The sequence below is a fragment of the Amycolatopsis roodepoortensis genome (assembly GCF_014873915.1).
GTDB classification, from domain to species: Bacteria; Actinomycetota; Actinomycetes; order Mycobacteriales; family Pseudonocardiaceae; genus Amycolatopsis; species Amycolatopsis roodepoortensis.
This window is the reverse complement of sequence record NZ_JADBEJ010000001.1, coordinates 1265421-1285156: the sequence shown is the minus strand read 5'-3', so window position 1 is coordinate 1285156 and position 19736 is coordinate 1265421. Positions and strand designations below refer to the sequence as shown.

18 protein-coding genes are annotated in these 19736 nt (G+C 68.6%); 7 read left to right on the top strand and 11 right to left on the bottom strand.

Annotated features, from left to right (window positions below):
* Nucleotides 1-46: 46 nt before the first annotated feature.
* Nucleotides 47-1276 carry a DUF6801 domain-containing protein gene (locus H4W30_RS05980; protein WP_192741856.1) on the bottom strand — a complete coding sequence of 410 codons (1230 nt, stop codon included), beginning with the start codon at nucleotides 1274-1276 and terminating at the stop codon, nucleotides 47-49.
* A gap of 488 nt (nucleotides 1277-1764) precedes the next feature.
* Here H4W30_RS05980 and H4W30_RS05975 point away from each other — a divergent pair, with 488 nt between their 5' ends.
* The 3 genes from H4W30_RS05975 (at nucleotide 1765) to H4W30_RS05965 (ending at nucleotide 4222) form a co-directional block, all read left to right on the top strand.
* Nucleotides 1765-2337, top strand: coding sequence for a hypothetical protein (locus H4W30_RS05975; RefSeq protein WP_192741855.1), 573 nt, complete (start codon nucleotides 1765-1767; stop codon nucleotides 2335-2337).
* A 123-nt stretch (nucleotides 2338-2460) separates the two neighbouring features.
* Nucleotides 2461-3675: a lipase family protein gene (locus H4W30_RS05970; RefSeq protein WP_192741854.1), complete on the top strand. Its 1215-nt coding sequence runs from the start codon at nucleotides 2461-2463 to the stop codon at nucleotides 3673-3675.
* A 7-nt stretch (nucleotides 3676-3682) separates the two neighbouring features.
* Entirely contained in the window at nucleotides 3683-4222 is a 540-nt protein-coding gene (locus tag H4W30_RS05965) for a GtrA family protein (protein ID WP_318780534.1), read from the top strand.
* Here the strand turns inward: H4W30_RS05965 and H4W30_RS05960 are convergent.
* Nucleotides 4162-5358, bottom strand: a complete 1197-nt coding sequence (locus H4W30_RS05960) for a helix-turn-helix domain-containing protein (RefSeq protein ID WP_192741853.1) — start codon at nucleotides 5356-5358, stop codon at nucleotides 4162-4164. The two genes, H4W30_RS05965 and H4W30_RS05960, sit on opposite strands and share 61 nt — an antisense overlap.
* A gap of 313 nt (nucleotides 5359-5671) precedes the next feature.
* Here H4W30_RS05960 and H4W30_RS05955 point away from each other — a divergent pair, with 313 nt between their 5' ends.
* The 4 genes from H4W30_RS05955 to H4W30_RS05940 all read left to right on the top strand — a co-directional run bounded on the left by H4W30_RS05955 (nucleotide 5672) and on the right by H4W30_RS05940 (nucleotide 11030).
* Nucleotides 5672-6892 (top strand): helix-turn-helix domain-containing protein, encoded by a 1221-nt coding sequence (locus H4W30_RS05955; RefSeq protein WP_192741852.1) that lies wholly within the window; start codon nucleotides 5672-5674, stop codon nucleotides 6890-6892.
* Nucleotides 6893-7230: 338 nt separating this feature from the next.
* On the top strand, nucleotides 7231-8220 hold the full coding sequence (locus tag H4W30_RS05950) for an alpha/beta fold hydrolase (RefSeq protein ID WP_192741851.1): 990 nt from the start codon (nucleotides 7231-7233) through the stop codon (nucleotides 8218-8220).
* A gap of 338 nt (nucleotides 8221-8558) precedes the next feature.
* Complete coding sequence (locus H4W30_RS05945) at nucleotides 8559-9749, top strand: helix-turn-helix domain-containing protein (protein WP_192742450.1); 1191 nt, start codon at nucleotides 8559-8561, stop codon at nucleotides 9747-9749.
* Between the two features lie 36 nt (nucleotides 9750-9785).
* Entirely contained in the window at nucleotides 9786-11030 is a 1245-nt protein-coding gene (locus H4W30_RS05940; protein WP_192741850.1) for a helix-turn-helix domain-containing protein, read from the top strand.
* 385 nt (nucleotides 11031-11415) lie between these two features.
* On the opposite strand, the gene H4W30_RS05935 is transcribed toward H4W30_RS05940, so the two are convergent.
* From H4W30_RS05935 to H4W30_RS05895, 9 genes are read right to left on the bottom strand one after another with little or no spacing between them, the layout of a single operon-like run.
* Nucleotides 11416-12057 carry a hypothetical protein gene (locus H4W30_RS05935; RefSeq protein ID WP_192741849.1) on the bottom strand — a complete coding sequence of 214 codons (642 nt, stop codon included), beginning with the start codon at nucleotides 12055-12057 and terminating at the stop codon, nucleotides 11416-11418.
* A gap of 11 nt (nucleotides 12058-12068) precedes the next feature.
* A complete protein-coding gene (locus H4W30_RS05930) occupies nucleotides 12069-12572 on the bottom strand; it encodes a hypothetical protein (protein WP_192741848.1) in 504 nt (167 codons plus the stop codon).
* A 5-nt stretch (nucleotides 12573-12577) separates the two neighbouring features.
* Nucleotides 12578-13678, bottom strand: a complete 1101-nt coding sequence (locus H4W30_RS05925) for an MCE family protein (RefSeq protein ID WP_192741847.1) — start codon at nucleotides 13676-13678, stop codon at nucleotides 12578-12580.
* On the bottom strand, nucleotides 13678-14655 hold the full coding sequence (locus tag H4W30_RS05920) for an MCE family protein (protein WP_192741846.1): 978 nt from the start codon (nucleotides 14653-14655) through the stop codon (nucleotides 13678-13680). Before H4W30_RS05920 ends, H4W30_RS05925 begins: the two co-directional genes overlap by 1 nt.
* Nucleotides 14652-15656, bottom strand: coding sequence for an MCE family protein (locus tag H4W30_RS05915; protein WP_192741845.1), 1005 nt, complete (start codon nucleotides 15654-15656; stop codon nucleotides 14652-14654). Before H4W30_RS05915 ends, H4W30_RS05920 begins: the two co-directional genes overlap by 4 nt.
* Nucleotides 15656-16666, bottom strand: coding sequence for an MCE family protein (locus H4W30_RS05910; protein WP_318780533.1), 1011 nt, complete (start codon nucleotides 16664-16666; stop codon nucleotides 15656-15658). The genes H4W30_RS05915 and H4W30_RS05910 overlap by 1 nt, the downstream gene beginning before the upstream one ends.
* Nucleotides 16663-17676: an MCE family protein gene (locus tag H4W30_RS05905; protein WP_126734319.1), complete on the bottom strand. Its 1014-nt coding sequence runs from the start codon at nucleotides 17674-17676 to the stop codon at nucleotides 16663-16665. Before H4W30_RS05905 ends, H4W30_RS05910 begins: the two co-directional genes overlap by 4 nt.
* Nucleotides 17673-18896 (bottom strand): MCE family protein, encoded by a 1224-nt coding sequence (locus H4W30_RS05900; RefSeq protein WP_192741844.1) that lies wholly within the window; start codon nucleotides 18894-18896, stop codon nucleotides 17673-17675. The genes H4W30_RS05905 and H4W30_RS05900 overlap by 4 nt, the downstream gene beginning before the upstream one ends.
* Nucleotides 18893-19732 carry an MlaE family ABC transporter permease gene (locus tag H4W30_RS05895; RefSeq protein ID WP_192741843.1) on the bottom strand — a complete coding sequence of 280 codons (840 nt, stop codon included), beginning with the start codon at nucleotides 19730-19732 and terminating at the stop codon, nucleotides 18893-18895. Before H4W30_RS05895 ends, H4W30_RS05900 begins: the two co-directional genes overlap by 4 nt.
* Between the last annotated feature and the right edge of the window lie 4 nt (nucleotides 19733-19736).

Genomic DNA, 19736 nt, shown 5'->3' with positions numbered 1-19736 from the left:
GGCACCGGTCCCCGTCACGGAACGCGACGGGGACCGGCTGCCTGACTTACTTCTTGGTGAGGTTCAGATCGAGCGTGTTGCCGTCGCTCTTGGCGAACATGCTGATCATGTCGTTGAACGAACCACAGTTCTGCAGCGCCGACAGCGAGTAGGTGCCGGTGAGCTTCCCGCCCTTGAGCAGGTCGAAGTCCGGACCGGTGGTCATCTCGCTGGTGGACGGGCTGACCGTGCCGCACTTCGGGTCGTTGCTGATGGGGATCCCGAAGATCTGCACGCTCGGCAGGAACACGTTGAACTTGATGTGCGCCTTGAACCCGGTGCCGACGAGTTCACCGGTCTGCTTGCCGACCTGCTCGACCTTGATCTCCGAGCGGCCGTCGACGAACCCGAACAGCTTGAACTGGGTGGACGACGGGTCGAGCTTCAGGTCACCGGTGAACGTCTTCGACGCGAGGTCCACGTCCGCGTCGAAACCACCGTTGATCGCCGCGGTGCTGCCGAGCGACTTCAGCGCGGTCTGTCCCTTGATGCCGAACGCGTACTTGATCCCGCCGCCACCGGGGGTGGTGGTAGTGGGCGTGGTCGGCGTCGTGGTCGGCGTCGTGGGGGTGGTGGTGGGCGTGGTCGGGGTGGTGGGCGTGGTCGTGCCGCCACCGCCGTCACCGATCTTGATCGTGGCCAGGGTGTTGTTCTGGCCGGGATCCTGCTTGCACGGCGCGTCGATCGTGCCGTCCGGCGTGATGCCGGTGACCGAACCGTCGGCCTTGCGCGGGGTGACCTTCAGCCGCAGGTCGCCCACGGTGATCTTCGCCTCGCCGGGCTGGTTGAAGGTCAGCGAAGGCGTCTTGCCCGACGCGTTGACCGTCATCTCGCCCGAGGTGGGGATGTTCTGCTTGGCGATGTCGTTCGGGACGCTGACCGGGAGGTTGAGCCCCGGTGCCGCCACGGTCGCCGCCGCGATGGCCTGGCCTTCCAGCGTGGTCGCACCGATCAGGTTGAGCCCGCTGACCGTGTCCGCGTTGATCGTGGAGACGGCCTTGATGTCGAACGTGCCGGTCGGCTGACCGGTCTTGACCGACAGCGGGAGATCGGTGTTGATCACCACCTTCAGCGACTGCGACCCCACGAGCGGCAGGTCGCAGTGGTAGTTGAGCGGGAGCGAGATGGGATCGGCGACACTGGACTGCGCCCCGACCACGAGTACCGCGGCGGCGAGGCCAACGGCACCGGCAGCGGCGGCGGCGACCGCCTTCTTGGTTCCTCTTCGGTGACTCACGATCGTCCTTCCGTGGTATCAACGATGATACGAAACGGCGTACAATTCCCCAGAGCAATGAATATCGGCCCGGGAGAATTCTCCGGGTAGCGACGATGTCTGACGGATCGCAACCGAACAGTAAACTAACGACGCGTCCGCACCGCTATCAAGTGCTTCACCGGAAAAATCGACCCGCCGCCGGTAAATTGTCACGCGGACACGGTAGAACCGGGTGGTTCCTAGTAGCGACACATGGGTTTCCCCAGTTCAGAGCCAGGCGGACGCGCCAGTGGAACCGCTGACGCGGGTGACAATCATGCCACTGAAAACTATCTCGCGCGTGCCAATCACCCTTTTCCAGGGCACCGCCGCCTTGCCTGCCGTAATCTTTCGTGAGTAACCTCGCGGTTCAGCAAGCCGGTCACCGCCGACCATCGCGGAATCGCGCTCGTCGCGGGCGGGACAGGCCCTCTTTCGCCGAATTCGACGGGGAAATCATGAAAAGAATGCGCCGCACGGCAGCGCGAATCGCGTTCGCCACCGTCTCCGTGACCGCCACGGCGGTCCTGCTGAGCGCCTGCGGGTCCGACGAACCCGCCGACGCCGGCAAGCACGCCGACCCGGCCGCGCTCGCCTGGGTGGACAAGGTGTGCTCGGGCGTCGCGACGGGATCGGCGAAGCTGTCCAAGCCGCCCGCGTTCGACCCCGCCGACCCGCAGGGGACCAAGACCGCCATGGTCGGCTTCCTGAACTCGCTCTCCGCCGCCCTCGACGACATGGCCGGCGGGATCCGGAACGCCGGCGTGCCGCCGGTCCCGGATGGACAGTCCGCTGTGGACAAGGCCACCACCACGCTCGGCGAGACCAAGTCGAAGGTGTCCGCCACCCTGACCCGGATGCAGGACGCGAGGGTCACCGACCAGGCGAGCCTGCAGAAGGTGGTCGCCGACGCGGACAGCACGATGAGCGGCTTGAGCGAGCCGGAAGGCCCGATCAAGCATCTGCGCGCCAACCCCGAACTGGAGCTCGCGTTCGCCGAGTCCACGACCTGCCGCCAGGTCTACGGCGGCAACGCCTGAGCAGCGCACCTCGAACCCCGGGCCGGGTGCCGCGAAAGCCACGTTCGGGACACCTGATGTCCCGAAAGTGGCTTTCGCGACGTTCCGCCCGTCAACCTGCCCACCCGCTCTGGAGGCCCGGCCGTGCCGACCCCGTTCCCCCGCCCGTCCCGCCGGACGCTCGCCGTCGCGCTCGCGATCGTCCTGTCCGCCGGTCTCCTGACCGTGCTGAGCGGAAGCCCGGCGAGTTCCGCCGCCCCGGCGGCGTCCGACGACGCGTTCTACACCCCGCCGTCCCCGCTTCCCGCGGGCAAACCGGGTGACATCATCCGCTCGCGTATCTCGAAAGCCGGTCCGCGTAAGGATTCCGTCAACGCGTGGCAGGTGATGTACCTGTCGACGGACGCCCTCGGGCGGCCGGACGCGGTGACCGGGACCGTGCTGGTACCGAAGAACGTGGACCCGGCGAAGGCACCGATCGTCTCGTTCGGCGCCGGTACGCACGGCCCCGCCTTCCACTGCACGCCGTCGAAGATGATCGACATCGGCGCGTTCTACGAGCAGTCCGGCCTCGACGACGCGCTCGACGCCGGATTCGCCGTCGCGCTCACCGATTACGAGGGCTATCGCCAGGATCCGAAGACGACGTACGTGGTCGGGCGGTCGGAAGGACCGGCGATGATCGACGCGGTCCGCGCCGCGCAGCGCCTGCCGGAGGCGAAGCTGTCCACCGACGCCAAGGTGCTCTTCCGCGGGTACTCGCAGGGCGGCGGGGCGGCGGCCTGGGCAGGCGAACTGCAACCCGCGTACGCGCCGGAGCTGAATCTCGTCGGGGTCGCCGCCGGCGGCGTGCCCGCCGACCTCGTCCAGGTCACCCTGCAACTCGACGGGAAGTTCGGTTTCGGCGTCTTCGCCTACGCCCTCATCGGCCTCGACCACGCCTATCCCGAATTGAAACTGGACTCGTTCCTCAGCGACAACGGCCGCGTGAAGCTGGCGGAAATGCAGAAGAGCGCTTGCACGTTCGAGCTGCTCACCACGTACGCGAACCAGAAGATCGCCGACTACACGACCAGCGCCGGTTACGTACGGCCGGAATGGGTGAAGCGGCTCAACGAGAACAAGCTCGGCGGCACTCCGCCCAAGGTCCCGGTGCTCCTCTACCACGCCACCCAGGACCAGCTCGTCCAGTTCGCCCAGGCCGACGCGCTGCACAAGGCCTACTGCGCCGCCGGGGTCAAGACGACGTGGAAGACCTTCGACACCGACCACATCACGGCGGTCTACACCGGCAACGCCGACGTGCTCGCCTTCCTCAAGGACCGGGTCGCGGGCGCCCCGGCGACGTCGAACTGCTGAGCGGGCGGTGCTCGGAACCGCCCCGGAATCCTTTGTGGACGACGGTGCGCGGACCGGCGGGCGGCGTGAGCTGCTCCGGTTCGCCACCGTCGGCCTCGCCGCTTTCGGGCTCACGCTCGGGGTCAACTACGGGCTGAAACTCTCCGTCCTGCCCGGGAAACCGGTCACGGCGCTCGCGATCGCGACCGTCGTGGCGACCGTCTTCGCGTATCTGCTGTCCCGGCGCTGGGCTTTCCACACCCGCGGCGGCAGACGCGGATTCCCGGAAGCGGTGCTGTTCTTCACCGTGAACGTGATCGCCGTGACGATCAACCTGTGCCCGCCGCTGATCTCGCGCTACGTCCTGCGGCTCGAGGTGCCCGAAGTCAGTTTCCTCGTCCAGGAGATCGCCGACTTCGTCAGCGGGATGCTGCTGGGCACGGCGGCGGGTTCGGCGTTCCGCTGGTGGGGCTACCGCCGCTGGGTGTTCCCTGTGGCGGGAGCGCGTCAGACGTCGGCAGGGCGCAGCCGTTCCGCTCGCAACGCCAGCTCGATCCGCAGCCGCTGATCCGGATCGTCCAGCCGTTCGCCGAAGAGTTCCGTGAGCCGCCGCAGCCGCGCCCGCACCGTCTGCGGATGCACGGCGAGCCGCCGGGCGATCTCGGGCGCGCTCCCCCGCGTCTGCACCTGCGTGAGCAGGGTCGCCGCCAGTTCGTCGTGCTGGCGCGGCGCCAGCCCCGACAACGGTTCGAGCGCCTCGCCGGCCAGCCGGTCGAGCAGGAATTCGTCGGCGAGCAACAGCAGTGTGGTGATGTGCTCCTCGCACCACAGCACCGGTCCGACCGTCGTGATCATCCCCCGCCGGGTGAGTTCGGACGCGCGCCGCGCGATGCGGAACGACTCGGCGGCCTGCCCGGCCGGGACGGACACCCCGACCGTCGCCGACCAGCCGGACGGCAGTTCCCGCAGGCCACCGAGGTCTGCCTCCGGACAGGCGACCAGCGCGCCGGGCACGTCGGAGACGAGGTCGACCGGAACCGCCGGGGGCAGCAGGCCCGGCGGGAACGAGGGCGCGCCGGGCGCCGCGGTGAAGACGACCGCGGTGATCCGCTCGGGGATCCGCCAGCCGATCGCGACGGCGAGGGCGCCCGCGTCGGCCTGGCTGTACCCGGAGCCACCGGTCAGCAGCCGGAACAGCCTGGCCCGCTGCTCCGCGGGTCCCGTCGCCTCGGCTTGGGCGGCGTTGTATCCGTCCGTCAGCGCCATCGTCACCTCGACGACGTCACCGAACAGGCACTCCGCGGCGCCGTAGAGGACGTCACCCGGCAACTGGAGCCGGCGGCCGATCGCGGCGATCGAGCGCCACAGCACCCGGCTCGAGACCCGGAACGCCGCCTGCGCGGCCTCCCGGCTGAGCCCTTGCTGGAACGCGATCCGGCCCTGCGCGCGGAAATCCGCCAGCAGGTCGTTCTGCAGGAGTTCGGGGACGCCGACCCGGTCGATGGCGCGTTCGATACTGCGCCTGGTCAGCTCGACGGCCGCGGCACGGGCCTCGCCGTCGCTGAACACTTCGGCGCATTCGCTGATCTCGGACACCACGGCGTCGACGCAGTGCCGGGCGATCGCCGGGATCCGCGGGCGGACGGCGTCACCGAGTTCCCTCGGGAGGCGTTCCCACAACACACCGACGGGCTGCCAGCTCACGTGTGCGATCCCCCGCTGTGAAGTAGGCCGACGATTACGGGCACCCATTCCCTTTCGTCCGCGCGCCACCGGCGCACTCGAATGCACGGAGCGTAGAACCGCCGACACATCCGTGTCAAAAGACGTCACACCGAAACGCCCGCTCGTTGTCACGCGGCTGAGCGTCGCGACTTTCCGTTGCAAATTCAACGTCACATTCGGGGTACACGCCGTCCGCCGATCCAGTACAAACGGCCCGCACCGTTCCCGTCGATCCGACGCGGTTATGCAAACGGATTCATGTTTCCTTCCGGCGTTCGAAGAAAATCAAAGGGTGGTCCTGGTGGTGGAGTACCGCGGTTTCGGCATGCTGGCGGCGTTGCCGCGTTCGCTCGGCGAAGAACTGCGTCCGTATACCGGTCACGCCGCGGCCGCCATGGTCAAACAGGTGCAGCGTTCGGTCACCGCGTATTCGCAGCCGTTGCGCGGTGTCTTCGGCCGCGTCCTGGTCGTCTCCTGCGAACGGGCGGTGCGGCACTACGTCGAGTGCATCGGCGACCCGGACGTACCCCACGACCAGTGGATCGACTTCTACCGTATGCGCGGGCGGATCGAATTCACCGAGGGCCGCAGCCTGGAACCGTTGCACGACAGCGTGACCGTCGGCGCACGGGCGGCATGGCGGGCGATGCGGCCCATCGTGCGCGGACTCGGCGTCGGCTCCGACGTCATCGCGCTCGCGGCCGAGTCCGTCTTCGTCTACGTCGACGAACTGTGCGCCACGACGATCGAGGGGTATCAGGAGGCGGAAGCCAGGGCGGCGGGCGCGATCCCGCTCCGGCGCCGTCGCCTGCTCGAACTGATCGCCCAGGCGCCGGAAGGGTCCGCGTGCAGCATCGCCAGCCTCGCCGACGGCGCCGGCTGGCGGGTTCCGGGAGCTGCGGCCATGGTCGCGCTGCGGCGCGCTCCCGGCGCAGCGGACTTCCCGGTCCACCTCCTGGACACGACCGTGCTGGCCGACCTCGACACGGCCGAGCCTTACCTGCTCACCGCGGATCCGGACACCGATCTCGCCCCGCTGAAGGACGCACTGGACGGCTGGCGCGTGGCGGTCTCCCCCGTCGTGCCGCTCGCCGATGCCCCGGCCGCCCTCCGCACCGCCCGCCGCGCGCTACTGCTGAGCAGCGACGACGCGCCCGGCCCGGTCATCTGGTGCCGGGATCACCTCGCCACGCTGTGGCTGCTCGCCGAGGACTTCCTCGGCGCCGAACTCGCCAAGCAGAGCCTCGACCCGTTCACCTCGCTGAGCGGGAAACAGCAGGAGCGGCTCAGCGAAACCCTGCTGGCGTGGCTGGAGACGCGTGGTGGCGCGCCGGAGATCGCACAGCGGCTCGGCGTGCATCCGCAGACCGTGCGGAACCGCCTCCGTCAATTGGAGGAACTGTTCGGCGACCGCCTCAAGGACGCCGACGACCGGCTGAACATGCAGCTCGCGCTCCGCGCGCAACGGCTCATGCGCGCCCACCGCCGCGACGAAGGGCCGCCAGGGAACTGACCCGCCGGACCCGGCGTTCCGGTGGCCGCACGGTGGGGAGTACCCAGCGGAGGCCGCGGCGGGCGCGTTTCGCCCTCGGCTGATCGACGTGGAAGTCCGCCCGGCAGGCCATCGCGTTCTCCGTCGTTACGGGTGTTTACCGACGCTTTCCTGAATACCGGGACGGCAGGGAAAAGTCGATGCGCAATTGCCGGTACCGCATGGTTTTGGCATCCGGGTCGGGGTCGACGGAGGCATTCTTGTCACCCGGGTGGCAATTGCCGGACGTGTCCGGCGACACGCTGACGCACCCGGCGTTCTACACGTTATTTTGACGCCTGACAACGGAAAGGCGGGACATGGCCCTCGAAGCGCGCACACTGACCCTGCACGGGCGGGAAATCCGGCTGCGGGAATACGTTCCGTCCACAAAGGACGCTGTGGGTGAACCACTCGTGCTGCTGCACGGGATCTCGGGCAGCAGCGAGACCTGGGTCCCGCTGCTCGACCATTTCGAGCGGACCGGGTTCGGACGTCACGTCCTCGCTCCCGATCTGCCCGGCCACGGTGATTCGGCCGCCCCCCGGGCCGATTACGGCCTCGGCGCGATGGCCAGCGTGGTCCGCGACGTCCTCGCGCTCACCCGGAACCGGCACGCGACCATCGTCGGACACTCCCTCGGCGGCGGGATCGCGATGCAGTTCGCCTACCAGTTCCCCGAGATGTGCGCCCGGCTGGTGCTCGTGGACAGCGGCGGGCTCGGCCCGCAGGTGTCCCCGGTACTGCGCGCGACGGCGCTGCCCGGGGCCAGCGCGACACTCATCCTCGCGGTCAACCCGGCCACCGTCGCGATCGCCCGCGGGATCGCCGCCGCCTGCCGCTCGTTCGGCGGAAAGCTCTCTCCCGAGACCCGGGAGCTGATCCGTCACTTCGCGTCACTGGCCGACCCGGGCAGGCGGCGGGCGTTCCTGTCCATCGCGCGCAGCATGATCGACCTCAGGGGTCAGCGCGCGAGCGCGATCGACAAGCTCTATCTCGCCCGGGAGGTGCCCACCCTCGTCGTCTGGGGCGCGCGCGACCCGCTCATCCCGGTCGCCCACGGCCGCGCGACCGCCGAAGTGCTGCCGGACAGCCGATTGACGGTGTTCGAAAATGCGAAACACTTTCCACATGTGGCCGACCCGGCCCGGTTCGGCGACGAACTCGGACGCTTCCTCACCGGGACCGCGCCGGCCCGATTGACCCTGGACGAGGTCGTCGAGGTGCTCATCCGCGCCAGCGAGGCGGCGGAAGCGCCCGGAAACGCCCCGGAAAAATTGTCATCCGGACGCCATCTCAAGCCTGCCTAAATGTCACTCGTCATCGGATCGGACCACCCGTTCGGGTGTAGTCCATCCAGGTGGCCGATCAAGCTCCCGTCAGCCGTTGACAGTGCCCCCGGGCGATTTTATGTTGCGTGAGCCACAAAATCTGGATCGGCTTCACCGTTGAAGAGGCTGATTTTGTTGCCAGCAAGGATAAAAACATGACCGACTTGGATACCGGATACTCGCGGCACGATCTGCGGACCGCACGACCCGAACCCGGCGTGCGCCACCCCGCCACCCCGCTCCGCCAGCCACCGGGTCCGGTCCAGCGACCGCGCGCCTTCACGCCGGCACCGAGAACCCCAGTGGAGAACCGACCTGTGCGCAGCACCGGTGCGAATGGACTGTGGGCGTCACTGCCCAGAGACCTTGGCGAGCGGTTCCGGCCGCGGGCCGACCCCTTGGCACGAGCCATCCTGCAGGAGGTGCAACGAGCCGTTCCCGAATACGCGCAGCCGTTGGAAGGCGCGTTCGGACAGATCATCACGCAGGGTATCCGGCAGGCGATCCTGCACTGCCTCGATACCGTCGGTCAGGGGACGGCGCCGCTCGACAAATGGTCGGCGGTGTTCCGCAACCTCGGGAAGGTCGAATTCAACGAGGGACGCAGCCTCGACTGTCTGCAGACGGCCTACCGGGTCGGCGGTCGCGTCGCGTGGCGGCACGTTTCGGAATTCGGGCAGGCGATCGGAGCGGACGCCGATCTCCTGTGCACCGCGGCCGAAGCGATTTTCGCTTACGTGGACGAGATTTCCGCACTGTCCATCGAGGGCTACACGGCCGCGCAGGAGCGGGCCGCGGGCACCAGGGCCAGACGCAGGCGCCGGCTGCTCGAACTGATGCTTTCCGATCCCCCGGCGTCACCGCAGTCGATCGCGTCCCACGCCGCCAACGCGCAGTGGGCGCTGCCTGCCGAGATCACGGTCGTCGCGCTGGAGCGACGGCTCGGCCCGCTGGACCCCGACAGCGCCGACCTGGACGCCGACATCCTCGTCGACTTCGAGGGTCCCAAACCCTGCCTGGTCACCGGCGACCCGGACAAGCACCTGAAGGATCTCGCCGAACGGCTCCCCGGCTGGCGCGCGGTGATCGGCCCGGCCGTGCGGCTCACCGAAGCGCCGCGCTCGCTGATGTGGGCCCGCCGCACGCTGCGGCTGGTCCAGCGCGGGGTGCTTCCGGACAATCCGGTCACGCGGTACAGCGATCACCTGTCCACCCTGTGGCTGCTCGCGGACGAGTTCCTGGTCCGTGAACTGTGCACGCGCAGCCTCGCCCCGTTCGACGACCTCACCCCCAAACAGCGGGCACGGCTCGGCGAGACGTTGCTGATCTGGCTGCAATCCCGGGGCAGCGCTCCGGAGATCGCGAAGAAACTCAAGGTCCACCCCCAGACCGTCCGGTATCGCATGCACCAGCTCATCGATCTCTTCGGCGACCGGTTGAACAACGCCGACGACCGGCTCGACATGGAGATCGCCCTGCGTGCGGAGGCCCTGCTCGCCGAGGACTGACCGATCAGCGTTTCCCACTCACGACGAGGTGACGAGGTGACCCGACCGCAGGACGCCCGCAGCGGGGTCGAGGCGACGTACGGACCGCTGCTCACGCCTGCCCGGCCGGGTGGGCCGGGTGGGCGCCCGGTCCAGCTCTGGGCGCTGCTGCCGAGAGAACTGGCGACGGTGTTCAGGCCGGTGCTGGCCGACGTGGCCGGGGAGGTGGTCCGCGAGATCCAGCGGACCATCCCCGACTACGCGCGACCACTGGACGGCGCGTTCGGGAAGGCGCTCAAGACCGGCGTCCAGATGGCGTTCCTGCAGTTCGTGGAGCGGATCGGGAACCCGGACGCGCCGTCGGAGGACCGCCGGAGCGTGTTCCTGAGCCTGGGTGTCCAGGAGTTCCACCAGGGCCGCAACGTCGACGTCCTCCAGGCGGCGTACCGCGTCGGCGCCAGGGTGACGTGGCGCCGGGTGGCCGAAGCCGGCCGCCGCGCGGGAGTTCCTTCGGCGACGCTGTGCCTGCTCGCGGAGGCCATCTTCGCTTACATCGACGAACTGTCGGCGCTGTCGGTCGAGGGTCACGCGGAAGCACGGGAAAAGGCCGCCGGCGCACTGGAGCGCCGGCGGCACCGCCTGATGGAACTCTTGCTCGCCGAGCCGCCGTCACCGCCCGAGGTCGTCAAACACGCTGCCGACCTCGCCCGCTGGCCACTACCGGACCGGCTCGTCGCCGTCGCCCTCGACCGGCCGTCGGACGAAGCACCGGCGGCCGCGCCGAGCGCGCTGGCCGACTTCGAGAGCGCCACCCCCTGCCTCCTCATGCCCGCGCCGGAACCGGAGGAACGGGACCGATTCGCCGAAGAACTGGCCGGCTGGCGGGCCGCGATCGGCCCCGCCGTCCCGCCCGTTTTCGCGGCACGCTCGCTACGGGCCGCACGCGAAGCCCTGCGGCTCGTCGACTCCGGCGCGCTCGCCGACGAGCCCGTGACGTGGTGCGTCGACCATCTTTCGCGCCTGTGGCTGCTCAAGGAACCGTTCCTGGCCACCGAACTCGTCCGGGAACGGCTCGGGCCGCTGGCCAGCCTGACCGGGAAGCAGCATTCACGGCTGGCGGGGACGCTGCTGGCGTGGCTGGAGACCTGCGGGAACGTGCGCGAGGTGGCGGAACGGCTGGCCGTGCACCCGCAGACGGTGCGGTCGCGTGCCCAGGAACTGGAGGCGCTGTTCGCGGACGGGCTGCGGGATCCTGAGCGGCGGTTCGAGATGATCCTGGCGCTGCGGGCCGCCCCTTCGTGAGGCTTTGCGCGTGAAGGCCCCCTTCCCTCGGCTGAGCCGAGGGAAGGGGGCCTTCACGCGCTGGCGCGACCTTATGGAGCGCGCGGGTGGTGTCGCGAAAGCCACTTTCGGGATCCCTCCAGCCAGGCACGACACCCGGCCGTGTGCTGGAGGTACGGGAAAGTCACTCACGGGAGCGGTCGAGGGACCCTGGTTGCGTTGAGTGAGGGCTCACAGCAGGCTCATGCCGGACCGTGTGGATTTCGGGTCACCTAACGCACCAAAATCCACACAGTTGTCGCCATGCCCGTCAGACGGTCTGCACGCACCCCTCAATTACCAGCGGGCGCCATGGCTCCCTTTCCCGAGTGCATGAAGGCCCTTCATGTACCTCAGCTCCCCGACGTCAGGCGGCGGCCAAAGCCGTCACTCGCCACTTCCCCTCAGCCCGTTCCGCGCTGACGCTCAGCTGTGCCGCACCGGTACTGCGTTGCCCGTCCCCGCGCACGCCGGTCTGGTCCAGGAACACCAGCAGCGACGCCCGGTCCCCGTCGAGGACCTTCACCCCCGAGACCACCGCCGTCGAGGTCACGACCAGTTTCTGGTCCGCCGCCAGCCCGCGGACCTGCGCGAACAGCTGGTCGTACTGCCCCAGCGCCGGCCCGGTGAGGACCTCTTTCGCGGCTTTCTCGCTCTTGGCTGGGTCGTCAAAGCGATAGGAGAAAACCGTGCCGAGCGCCTTGCCGATCTGGTCGCTCACCTCCGCGGTGGTGGCGACGTCGGTCAGCGCCGTGTTGTGCGCCAGCACCGCCGTGGTGTCCCGCGCCTCGACGGCGAACCACCCCGCGAGGCCCGCCATCACCAGCGCGACCGCGCCGAACACCATCGCTCCCCGCCGCCGCACCGGAGCGACGACGGCCGGCGCCTCCTCAAGGACTTCCTCGGGAACGTCCTCGGCGGGCACTTCGAGAACCTTTGTGCTCCCGCCCATCTTCCCGGCGACCTTCACCGCGCGCCGCGGCGGTTTGACGGCTCGTTTCGTGGTCATCCCGTCCTCCGTCAGGGCTTTCCGGTGTCGGTCACCGGCACCTGGCCGAGCGACGTGACGCGCCACCCGTCCGGTGTCCGGTTCAGGCCGGCGCGGAACCGGTTGTGCTTGGTCACCGCCTCCCCGCCTTCGGGCCGCACCTCGAGTTCGACCGAAGCGATCACCTCGGCCGTTCCGCCGCCACTGTCCACTTCGGTCACCGCGGCGTCGACGACCCGGCCGGTGGTGACGGTCTTCGCCTGGCCGATCCGGCCGAGACCGCCTTCGCGGTCGCGCGCCAGTTCATCGTGCAACGCGCCGCCGGACAGGTTCAGCCAGTTCTGGTAACCCTGTTCCGCCTGCCGGTAGTCCAAAGTGGTCAGAGCGGCGACGGCCTGCCTGCCCACCTGCAATGCCTCTTCGCGGACCGTCGCCCGCGCGACGCCTTCGTCGTGGCTCGCGTCCCACCACGAGTAACCGAACCAAGCCGCCAAGGCCGTGGTGGCAGCGGCGAGGAACGCGGCGATTCGTGTCATGGCCTTCACCTTCCCGGCACGTTCTGCGAGCCGCGCACGTTCGTGGGGTTGCCCTTGGGCAGGGCACAGCGCGCCGCGGTGTTCAACGGACGCGGAGTCGTGTCGAGTCCGTCGCGGTAAGCGGTCCCGTAACCGGTGACGCACGGCGGCGGATCGAAGAACGTCAGCGAGAGACCGACGCGCGCGCCGTCCGGTCCCATGATCGCGTGTCCCGCGGCGACCGCCTTGGGCGCGGTGACCAGCAGCTGCTCGATGCCGTCCTGACGCGTTTCCAGCACGTCCGCGGTGGTCAGCAGGTTGGCCAGCAGGATGCCGAGACTCGGGCCGGTCTCCCGCAGGAGCGTGCTGACCTCGTTCGCGGCCGCCGGGACGGCCGGGATCAGCCGCCGCAGATCGCCGTCCGAGTTCTTCAGCGTCGCGGCGAGCAGTTTCGCGTTGGCACCGAACGAGCGGATCGCGTCCGCCTGCGAAACCTGGGTGTCGAGCACGGTCTGCGCGTCGGTCACGAACCGAGTCAGCGGGCCGACATGCGCGCTCGCCTCTTGCACGAACTCGATCCCCCGCCCGACGAGCTGATCCAGCGCCGGTCCGGCGTCGGACGTCGCCTTGTACAGCTCGTCGACCACGGTCCGCAGCGCCGGCTTCGGCACCGAGTTGGCGAAAGAGTCCACACTGGACAGGACGACGTCCACCGGCAACGGGATCTTCGTGTCCGCCTCGGCGATCACCGAACCGTCCCGGAGCATGGCTCCGTTGTCGCGGCGAGGCCGCAGGTCGACGTACTGCTCGCCGACGGCGGACCGGTTGGCGACGACGGCTTCGGTGTCCGCGGGCACCTCCGGGCCGCCCGGCTCGATCTCGAGATCGACCTCCATACCGGAGGCGGTCAGCCGCAGTTCACCGACCCGGCCGATCGGCACGCCCCGATAGGTGACTTCGGCGTTGCTGAAGATGCCGCCACCGGTGGCGAGCCGCACTTTGACGGTGTACCCGCGATCGAGCACCAGTTTGTCCAGCCCCGCGTACGTCGCGCCGACGTACGCCACGCCGAGGACCGCGATGGTCACGAAGACCACCAGCTGGACGCGGACGAATCTGGTCAGCATCAGCGGCCACCACTGTTCTTGAAGGTCAGGAATGTGTTCAGGTAGTCGCCGCGGATGGCTTCCAGCGCCGCGTCGGGGAACGGGAAGGTGAAGATCATCTCCATCGCCTTCGGCAGCTTGTCCCCGGAGTCGGCCAGCTTCCGCAGCAGCGGTTCGAGCGCCTTGAGGTCGGCGACGAGGTCGTCCTTGCTGCGGTTCACCGTGTCGACCGCGACCGAGGTGAGCCCGTCCAGCGACTTGAGCATCCCGACCAACGCCTGACGCTGCTGGTTCAGCACCTCGATCCCGGGGGTGAGCCCGTTCAGCGTCGCCTTGATCTCCTCGGTGTTCGCGTTCAGCGTCGCCGCGAGCTTGTTGACGCTCTCGATGGCGCGGGTGATCTCGGCCTTGTGCTCGTCGAGACCGCGCACGAACTTGTCCAAATTGGACAACAGGCTCCGCGCGGCGCTTTCCTTGCCGCCGAGCGCGTCGTTGAGTTCACGGGTGATGTTCTGCACCTGCGCGACGCCGCCACCGTTGAGCAGCAGGGAAAGCGCGCCGAACACCTCCTCGATCTCCGGCGTCAGCGACGAGCCGGCCAGCGGGATCACCGCGCCGTCGATCAGCCGCCCGGTCGGCGTCCCCTCGGGCGGCGGCGCGAGCTCGACGAACTTCTCGCCGAGGATGCTCGCCTGCCGCAGCCGTGCGACGGAGTTGGCGGGCAGGTTCACGTCCCCGTTGATGAGCAGGCCGACCACCGCGCTGCGACCGTCGGGCGCCAGCTCGACGGTCCGCACCTGGCCGACCGGGACGTCGTTGACCTTCACCCCGGACTGCGGCACGAGATCCAGCACGTTCGTGAAACTCGCCGTGACGTGGATCGGGCGCTCTCCCAGCGCGGCCCCGCCCGGCAGCGGGATGTCGTAGACGTCGACACCGCCGCTGCAACCGGTGGCGGCCAGCACGAGGACCAGGACCGCGGCGAGCCGGGTTTTCATTTCGCCCCCGAGAATTCGGTGAGGTTCCCCCGGCCGTCCAGCGTTCCCGCGCCCTGGTTGTACGCGCCGAGCACGTTCGCCAGCGCGTTCGGCGCGGCGTCGAGCGCTTCGCTGAGCGATGCCTTCTGTTGACTGAGCAGTTTGGTGATCTCGGCGAGTTTGTCCACATCGGACTTCACCTTGCCCCGGTTGTCCTTGATGAACCCCTGCACCACGCTGAGCGCTTCGGTCAGTTCGGTCATCGCGCCGGAGAACTGGTCCCGCTGATCGGCAAGGATCTTGCTGAGCGACGAGATCTGCTGGATCGCCTGTTTCACCTTGTCGTCGTTCGACGCGAGCATCGCGGTGAACTTGCTGATGTTGTCGACCGAGTTGAACAGGTCGTCCTTGGAATCGCTCGCGGTCCTGGCGAACTCGCCGAGGTTCTTGATCGCCTCGCCGAGCTTGCCGCCGTTGCCGTCGAGGTACTCCGCGGCCTTGGTCAGGACGTCGCTGACCGCGCCGTCCCGGTTGGCGCCCTTCGGCCCCAGCGCGGTCATCAGCTGGTTGAGGCTGCCCAGGAGTTCGTCGACCTCCACCGGGGTGACGGTGCGCTCGGGCGGGATCCGCCCGTCGTCGCCCAGTTCCGGCCCGCCGACGTACACCGGGGTGAGCTGCACGTACCGGTCGGCGACCAGGCTCGGCGTGATCACGACGGCGCCGACGTCGGCGGGCAGTTTGACGTCCGGCCGGACCGTCATGGTCACCTCGACATTCGTGCCGCGCGGTTCGACCTTGGTCACCGAACCGATCGGGACGCCGAGCACCCGGACCTCGGTGTTCGGGTAGACCCCGACGGTCGCGGTGAAGAACCCGGTCAGGACGCGGTCGGCCTGCCTGGTCAGCAGCGGCCAGGCGGCCGTCACGAGGAGCCCGGCGACGACTGCGAGCGCGAGCCGTCGCACCCAGGCCCGCCGCCGGGCCTGCGCCCCGAGATCCGACAACGTGAAGTGGCGCCCCATCAGCGTCCCCCCTTCCTCGAAGGCATGCAGCTGCCCGGCGTGCCGCCGGTCGGGACGAGCCCGCAGATGTAGGTGTCGATCCAGCGGCCGTTGCCGACCGCGTTGCCGAGCAGGCGGTAGAAGGGCCCGGCCAGCCGCAGGCTCTCGTCGAGCTTGTCCTGGTTACGAAGCAGCACGGTGGCGACGCGATCGAGCTGGTCGAGCGCCGGGCCGAGCGTCTTCTGGTTGTCCGCCACCAGTCCCTTGAGCTGGATCGACAGGTTCTTCACCCCGCTGAACAGCTTCGCGATGGCGTCCTTGCGCGCGTTCAGCTCCGTCAGCAGCGTGTTGCCGTCACGGATCAACGCCTCGATCTGTTGCGAGCGGTCCCCGAGCGTCTTCGACACCTTGTTCGTGTTCTCGAACAGCTTCACCAGCTCCTGGTCACGGGAGGCCAGCGTCTTGGACAGCGCGGTGATGCCGTCGAACGCGGTCCGGACCTCCTGCGGGGTGGAGGCGCCGAGCGTTTCCGACAGGGTCCCGAACGCCTTCGCCAGCTGGTCGGTGTCGATCGCGCCCACCGTGTTCGCGAGGTCGTTGAACACCGTCGTGACGTCGTACGGCGAGCTCGTGCGCTGGACCGGGATCGGCTCGTCCGGATCCAGCTCCGCGTTGCCGACCGGGTCGAGGACCAGGTTCTTCTGCCCCAGCAGCGTCTTGATCTTGATCGCGGCGGTCGTGCGGTTGCCGATCCAGGTGTCCTTGACCCGGAACAGCACCTTGACCCGGCCACCGTCCAGCTGGACGTCGGATACCTCACCGACCTTGACCCCGGCCACGCGGACCTCGTCGTTGCGTTTGAGGCCGGCGGCTTCGGTGAACTCGGCCGCGTACGTGGTCCCGCCGCCGACCAGCGGGAGATCGTCGGAGAAGAAGGTCGCCGAGCCCGCCACCGCCATCAGCAGTGCCGTGACGGCGCCGACGACGATCGGGTTGCGGCTGCGGAAGGGTTTGATCCTCGGCGCTTTCACCGGCACCGTCCCTGGGTCAGCGGGATACCGACCGGCGGGCCGCCCGGGGCGGGCGGCGCGTCGGACTTCACCGAGCACAGGTAGAAGTTGAACCACGAGCCGTACGAGACCATCGAGCCGATGCGGTCCAGCTTCTTCGGCAGGTTCGCCAGGAACTGCTCGAACACCGGCGTGTTGTCGGCGAGGTTCTTCGACAGGTCACCGAGAGTGTTTATGCTGTCCTTCAACGGCGCTCGGCCGTCCTGGAGCAGATCCGCGGTGGCGGTGGTGAGCTCGCCGAGCCCGCCGATCGCCTGCCCGATCGGTTTCGCGTCACCGGCGAGCCCGGAGACCAGCTGCGCGGTGACGTCGACGAGTTTGTCGAACTGGTCGCCCTGGGAATTGAGCGTGTCGAGCACCGTGTTGAGGTTCCCGACCACCTGGCCGATCACCTCGTCCTTGCCCGCCAGCGTGTTCGTGAGGGACGCGGTGTGTTCGAGCAGGCTGTCGATGGTGCTCCCCTCCCCCTGCAGCACCTGGACGATCTCGAACGACAGCTGGTTGACGTCGCTCGGCGAAAGCGCCTGGAACAACGGCTTGAACCCGTTGAACAACGCGGTCAGATCCAGTGCCGGCTGCGTCCGCTCCGGCGGGATCAACGCGCCCTCGTCGAGCACCGCCGGCCCGTCCGGGCCGGGGTCGATCGAGAGGTACCGCTGGCCGACGAGGTTGCGGTACCTGATGGTGACGGTGGCCCCGGCGGTGAGGCGGCGCTTGTTCTCGATCGAGAACCGCACGTCCGCCAGCCGCCGTTCGACCACGCCGACCGAATCCACCTGGCCGATGCGGACGCCGGACATCCGGACCTCGTCACCGGGGTTGACCGACGTGGCGTCGGTGAACCTGGCGGTGTAGCCGACCGTCGTGCCGACCCCGGAGTTGGCGATGGTGATGGCCAGGATCCCGGTCGCCACCACGGTGACCACGAAGAAGACCAGGCCCTTGAACGCCGGTCCCGCGATACCCCTCATCGGACGGTCACCTCCGTACCACGCAGGGCCGGGCCCACGAGCACGCTGCTCCAGTCCGGGACCTCGGCCGGCTTCATCCCGAGCGACGGCGCCAGCAGCTCGGCGACCAGCCCCCGCTCCCCCTTCGAATTGGCCGGGCCGAGGTCCCCATCGGCGGCGAAAGTCACCGCCGCCGAAGTCCCGCCGCCGCCGTAGCAGCGCGGCCCGCCCTTCTGGTCGAACCTCGGATCGTCCCGGCCCGGCACGTATTTGTCGCGCGGGTCGTGGACGGACAACGTCACGTGCAGCCCCGGCTCCCCGGTGCCCTTGCCCAAGGCCTTCTCCATCACCGGCTTGAGCCGGTTCACCGCGTCGAACAGGCAAGGGAACTCGGGCGAATAGCGGGACAGCAGTTCGAGCGTCGGCCTGCTCTTCACGCTGACCCCGATGATGTTGTCCTTGTTCTGCACCAGGAACTTGTTCAGGTCGCCGCTCGCGGTGGTGACGCTGGCATACAGCTTGTCGAGATCCGCCCGAGTGTCCACAATGGTCTTCGCGGTGGTGGAGAGATCCGAGAGCGCCTTGAGGATGTCCGGCGCCGCGCCGGTGTACAGGTCCGCCACGTCGGCGAGACCGGTGACGTCGGCCTTGAACTGCGGCATCAGCGGATTCACCTGGTTGAGCAGGTCGTTGAGCTGGACGATGCTGTCCCCCAAGGACTTTCCGCGGTTGTCGAGCGCGAGCGAGATCGCGCCCAGTGAGCTGTTCAGCTTCTGCGGCTGCACCGCCCGCAACAGCGGCAGCAGATCACCGAGGACGCGTTCCAGTTCGATCGCGTTGGAAGACCGGTCCTGGCCGATGACGTCGCCGTCCCGCAGCGAACCTCCCGCCGGCCGCTCCGGGAGCACGAGATTGACATAGCGCTCGCCGAACACCGTCTTCGGCAGCAACCGCGCCGAGACGTTGCGCGGCAGCTGATCGATCTTCGCCGGGTCGATGGCGAGGTCGATCTCCGCGCCCTCCGCGGTGCCTCGCACCGCCCTGACCTCGCCGAACGGGACGCCGCGGACCTTGACCTCGGCGGGCGGGGCTAGCTGGTTGCCGACGCGGTCGGTCTTGAGCGTGACCAGTTCCGCGCGTTCGAAGTCCTTGTTGAAGATGGCGACGGCCAGCCAGCCGAGCAGCACCAGGATGACGAGGAAGACCACCCCCGCCGCCTGCGTCCTTGCACGCGTGCTCATCCGGACACCTTCACGGTCGTGGTGGCGCCCCAGATCGCCAGGCTGAGGAAGAGGTCCAGCACGCTGATCAGCACGATCGACGTCCGCACGGCGCGGCCGACCGCGACCCCTACGCCCGCCGGGCCGCCTGCGGCGCGATAGCCGTAGAAACAGTGCGTGAGGATGACGCCGACGCTGAAGACGAGGACCTTGGCGAAGGACCACAGCACGTCTTCAGGCGGTAGGAACAGGGAGAAGTAGTGGTCGTAGGTCCCGCCGGACTGTCCGAAGAAGACGACCGTCGTCACCCGTGAGCCGAGATAGGAGATCAGCAGGCCGATCACGTAGAGCGGGATGATCGCGATGAACCCCGCGACGATCCGGGTGGTGACGAGGTAGGGCATGCTGCGCACGGCCATCACTTCGAGCGCGTCGATCTCTTCGGAGATCCGCATGGCGCCCAGTTGCGCGGTGAACCCGGCGCCGACCGTCGCGGACAACGCGAGCCCCGCCGAGAGCGGCGCGATCTCGCGGGTGTTGAAGTACGCGGTGAGGAAGCCGGTCATCGCGGAGATGTTGATCTGGTTCAGCGCGCTGAAACCCTGCAGCCCCACCGTGATCCCGGTGAACACGCACAGGCCGACCATCACGCCGACGGTGCCGCCGATCACCGCCAGGGCCCCGCTGCCGAAGGTCACTTCCGCGAGCAGACGCACCACTTCCCGGAAGTAGCGGGTGACCGCCATCGGGATCGCCAGAAGCGCGCGGATATAGAACAGCAACTGGTCGCCCAGCTCGAAAAGACTGTTGCCGGGGCGTTTGAATGCCTCGCGGGCCCGTTCGGGGACGCTGGTCACGGGA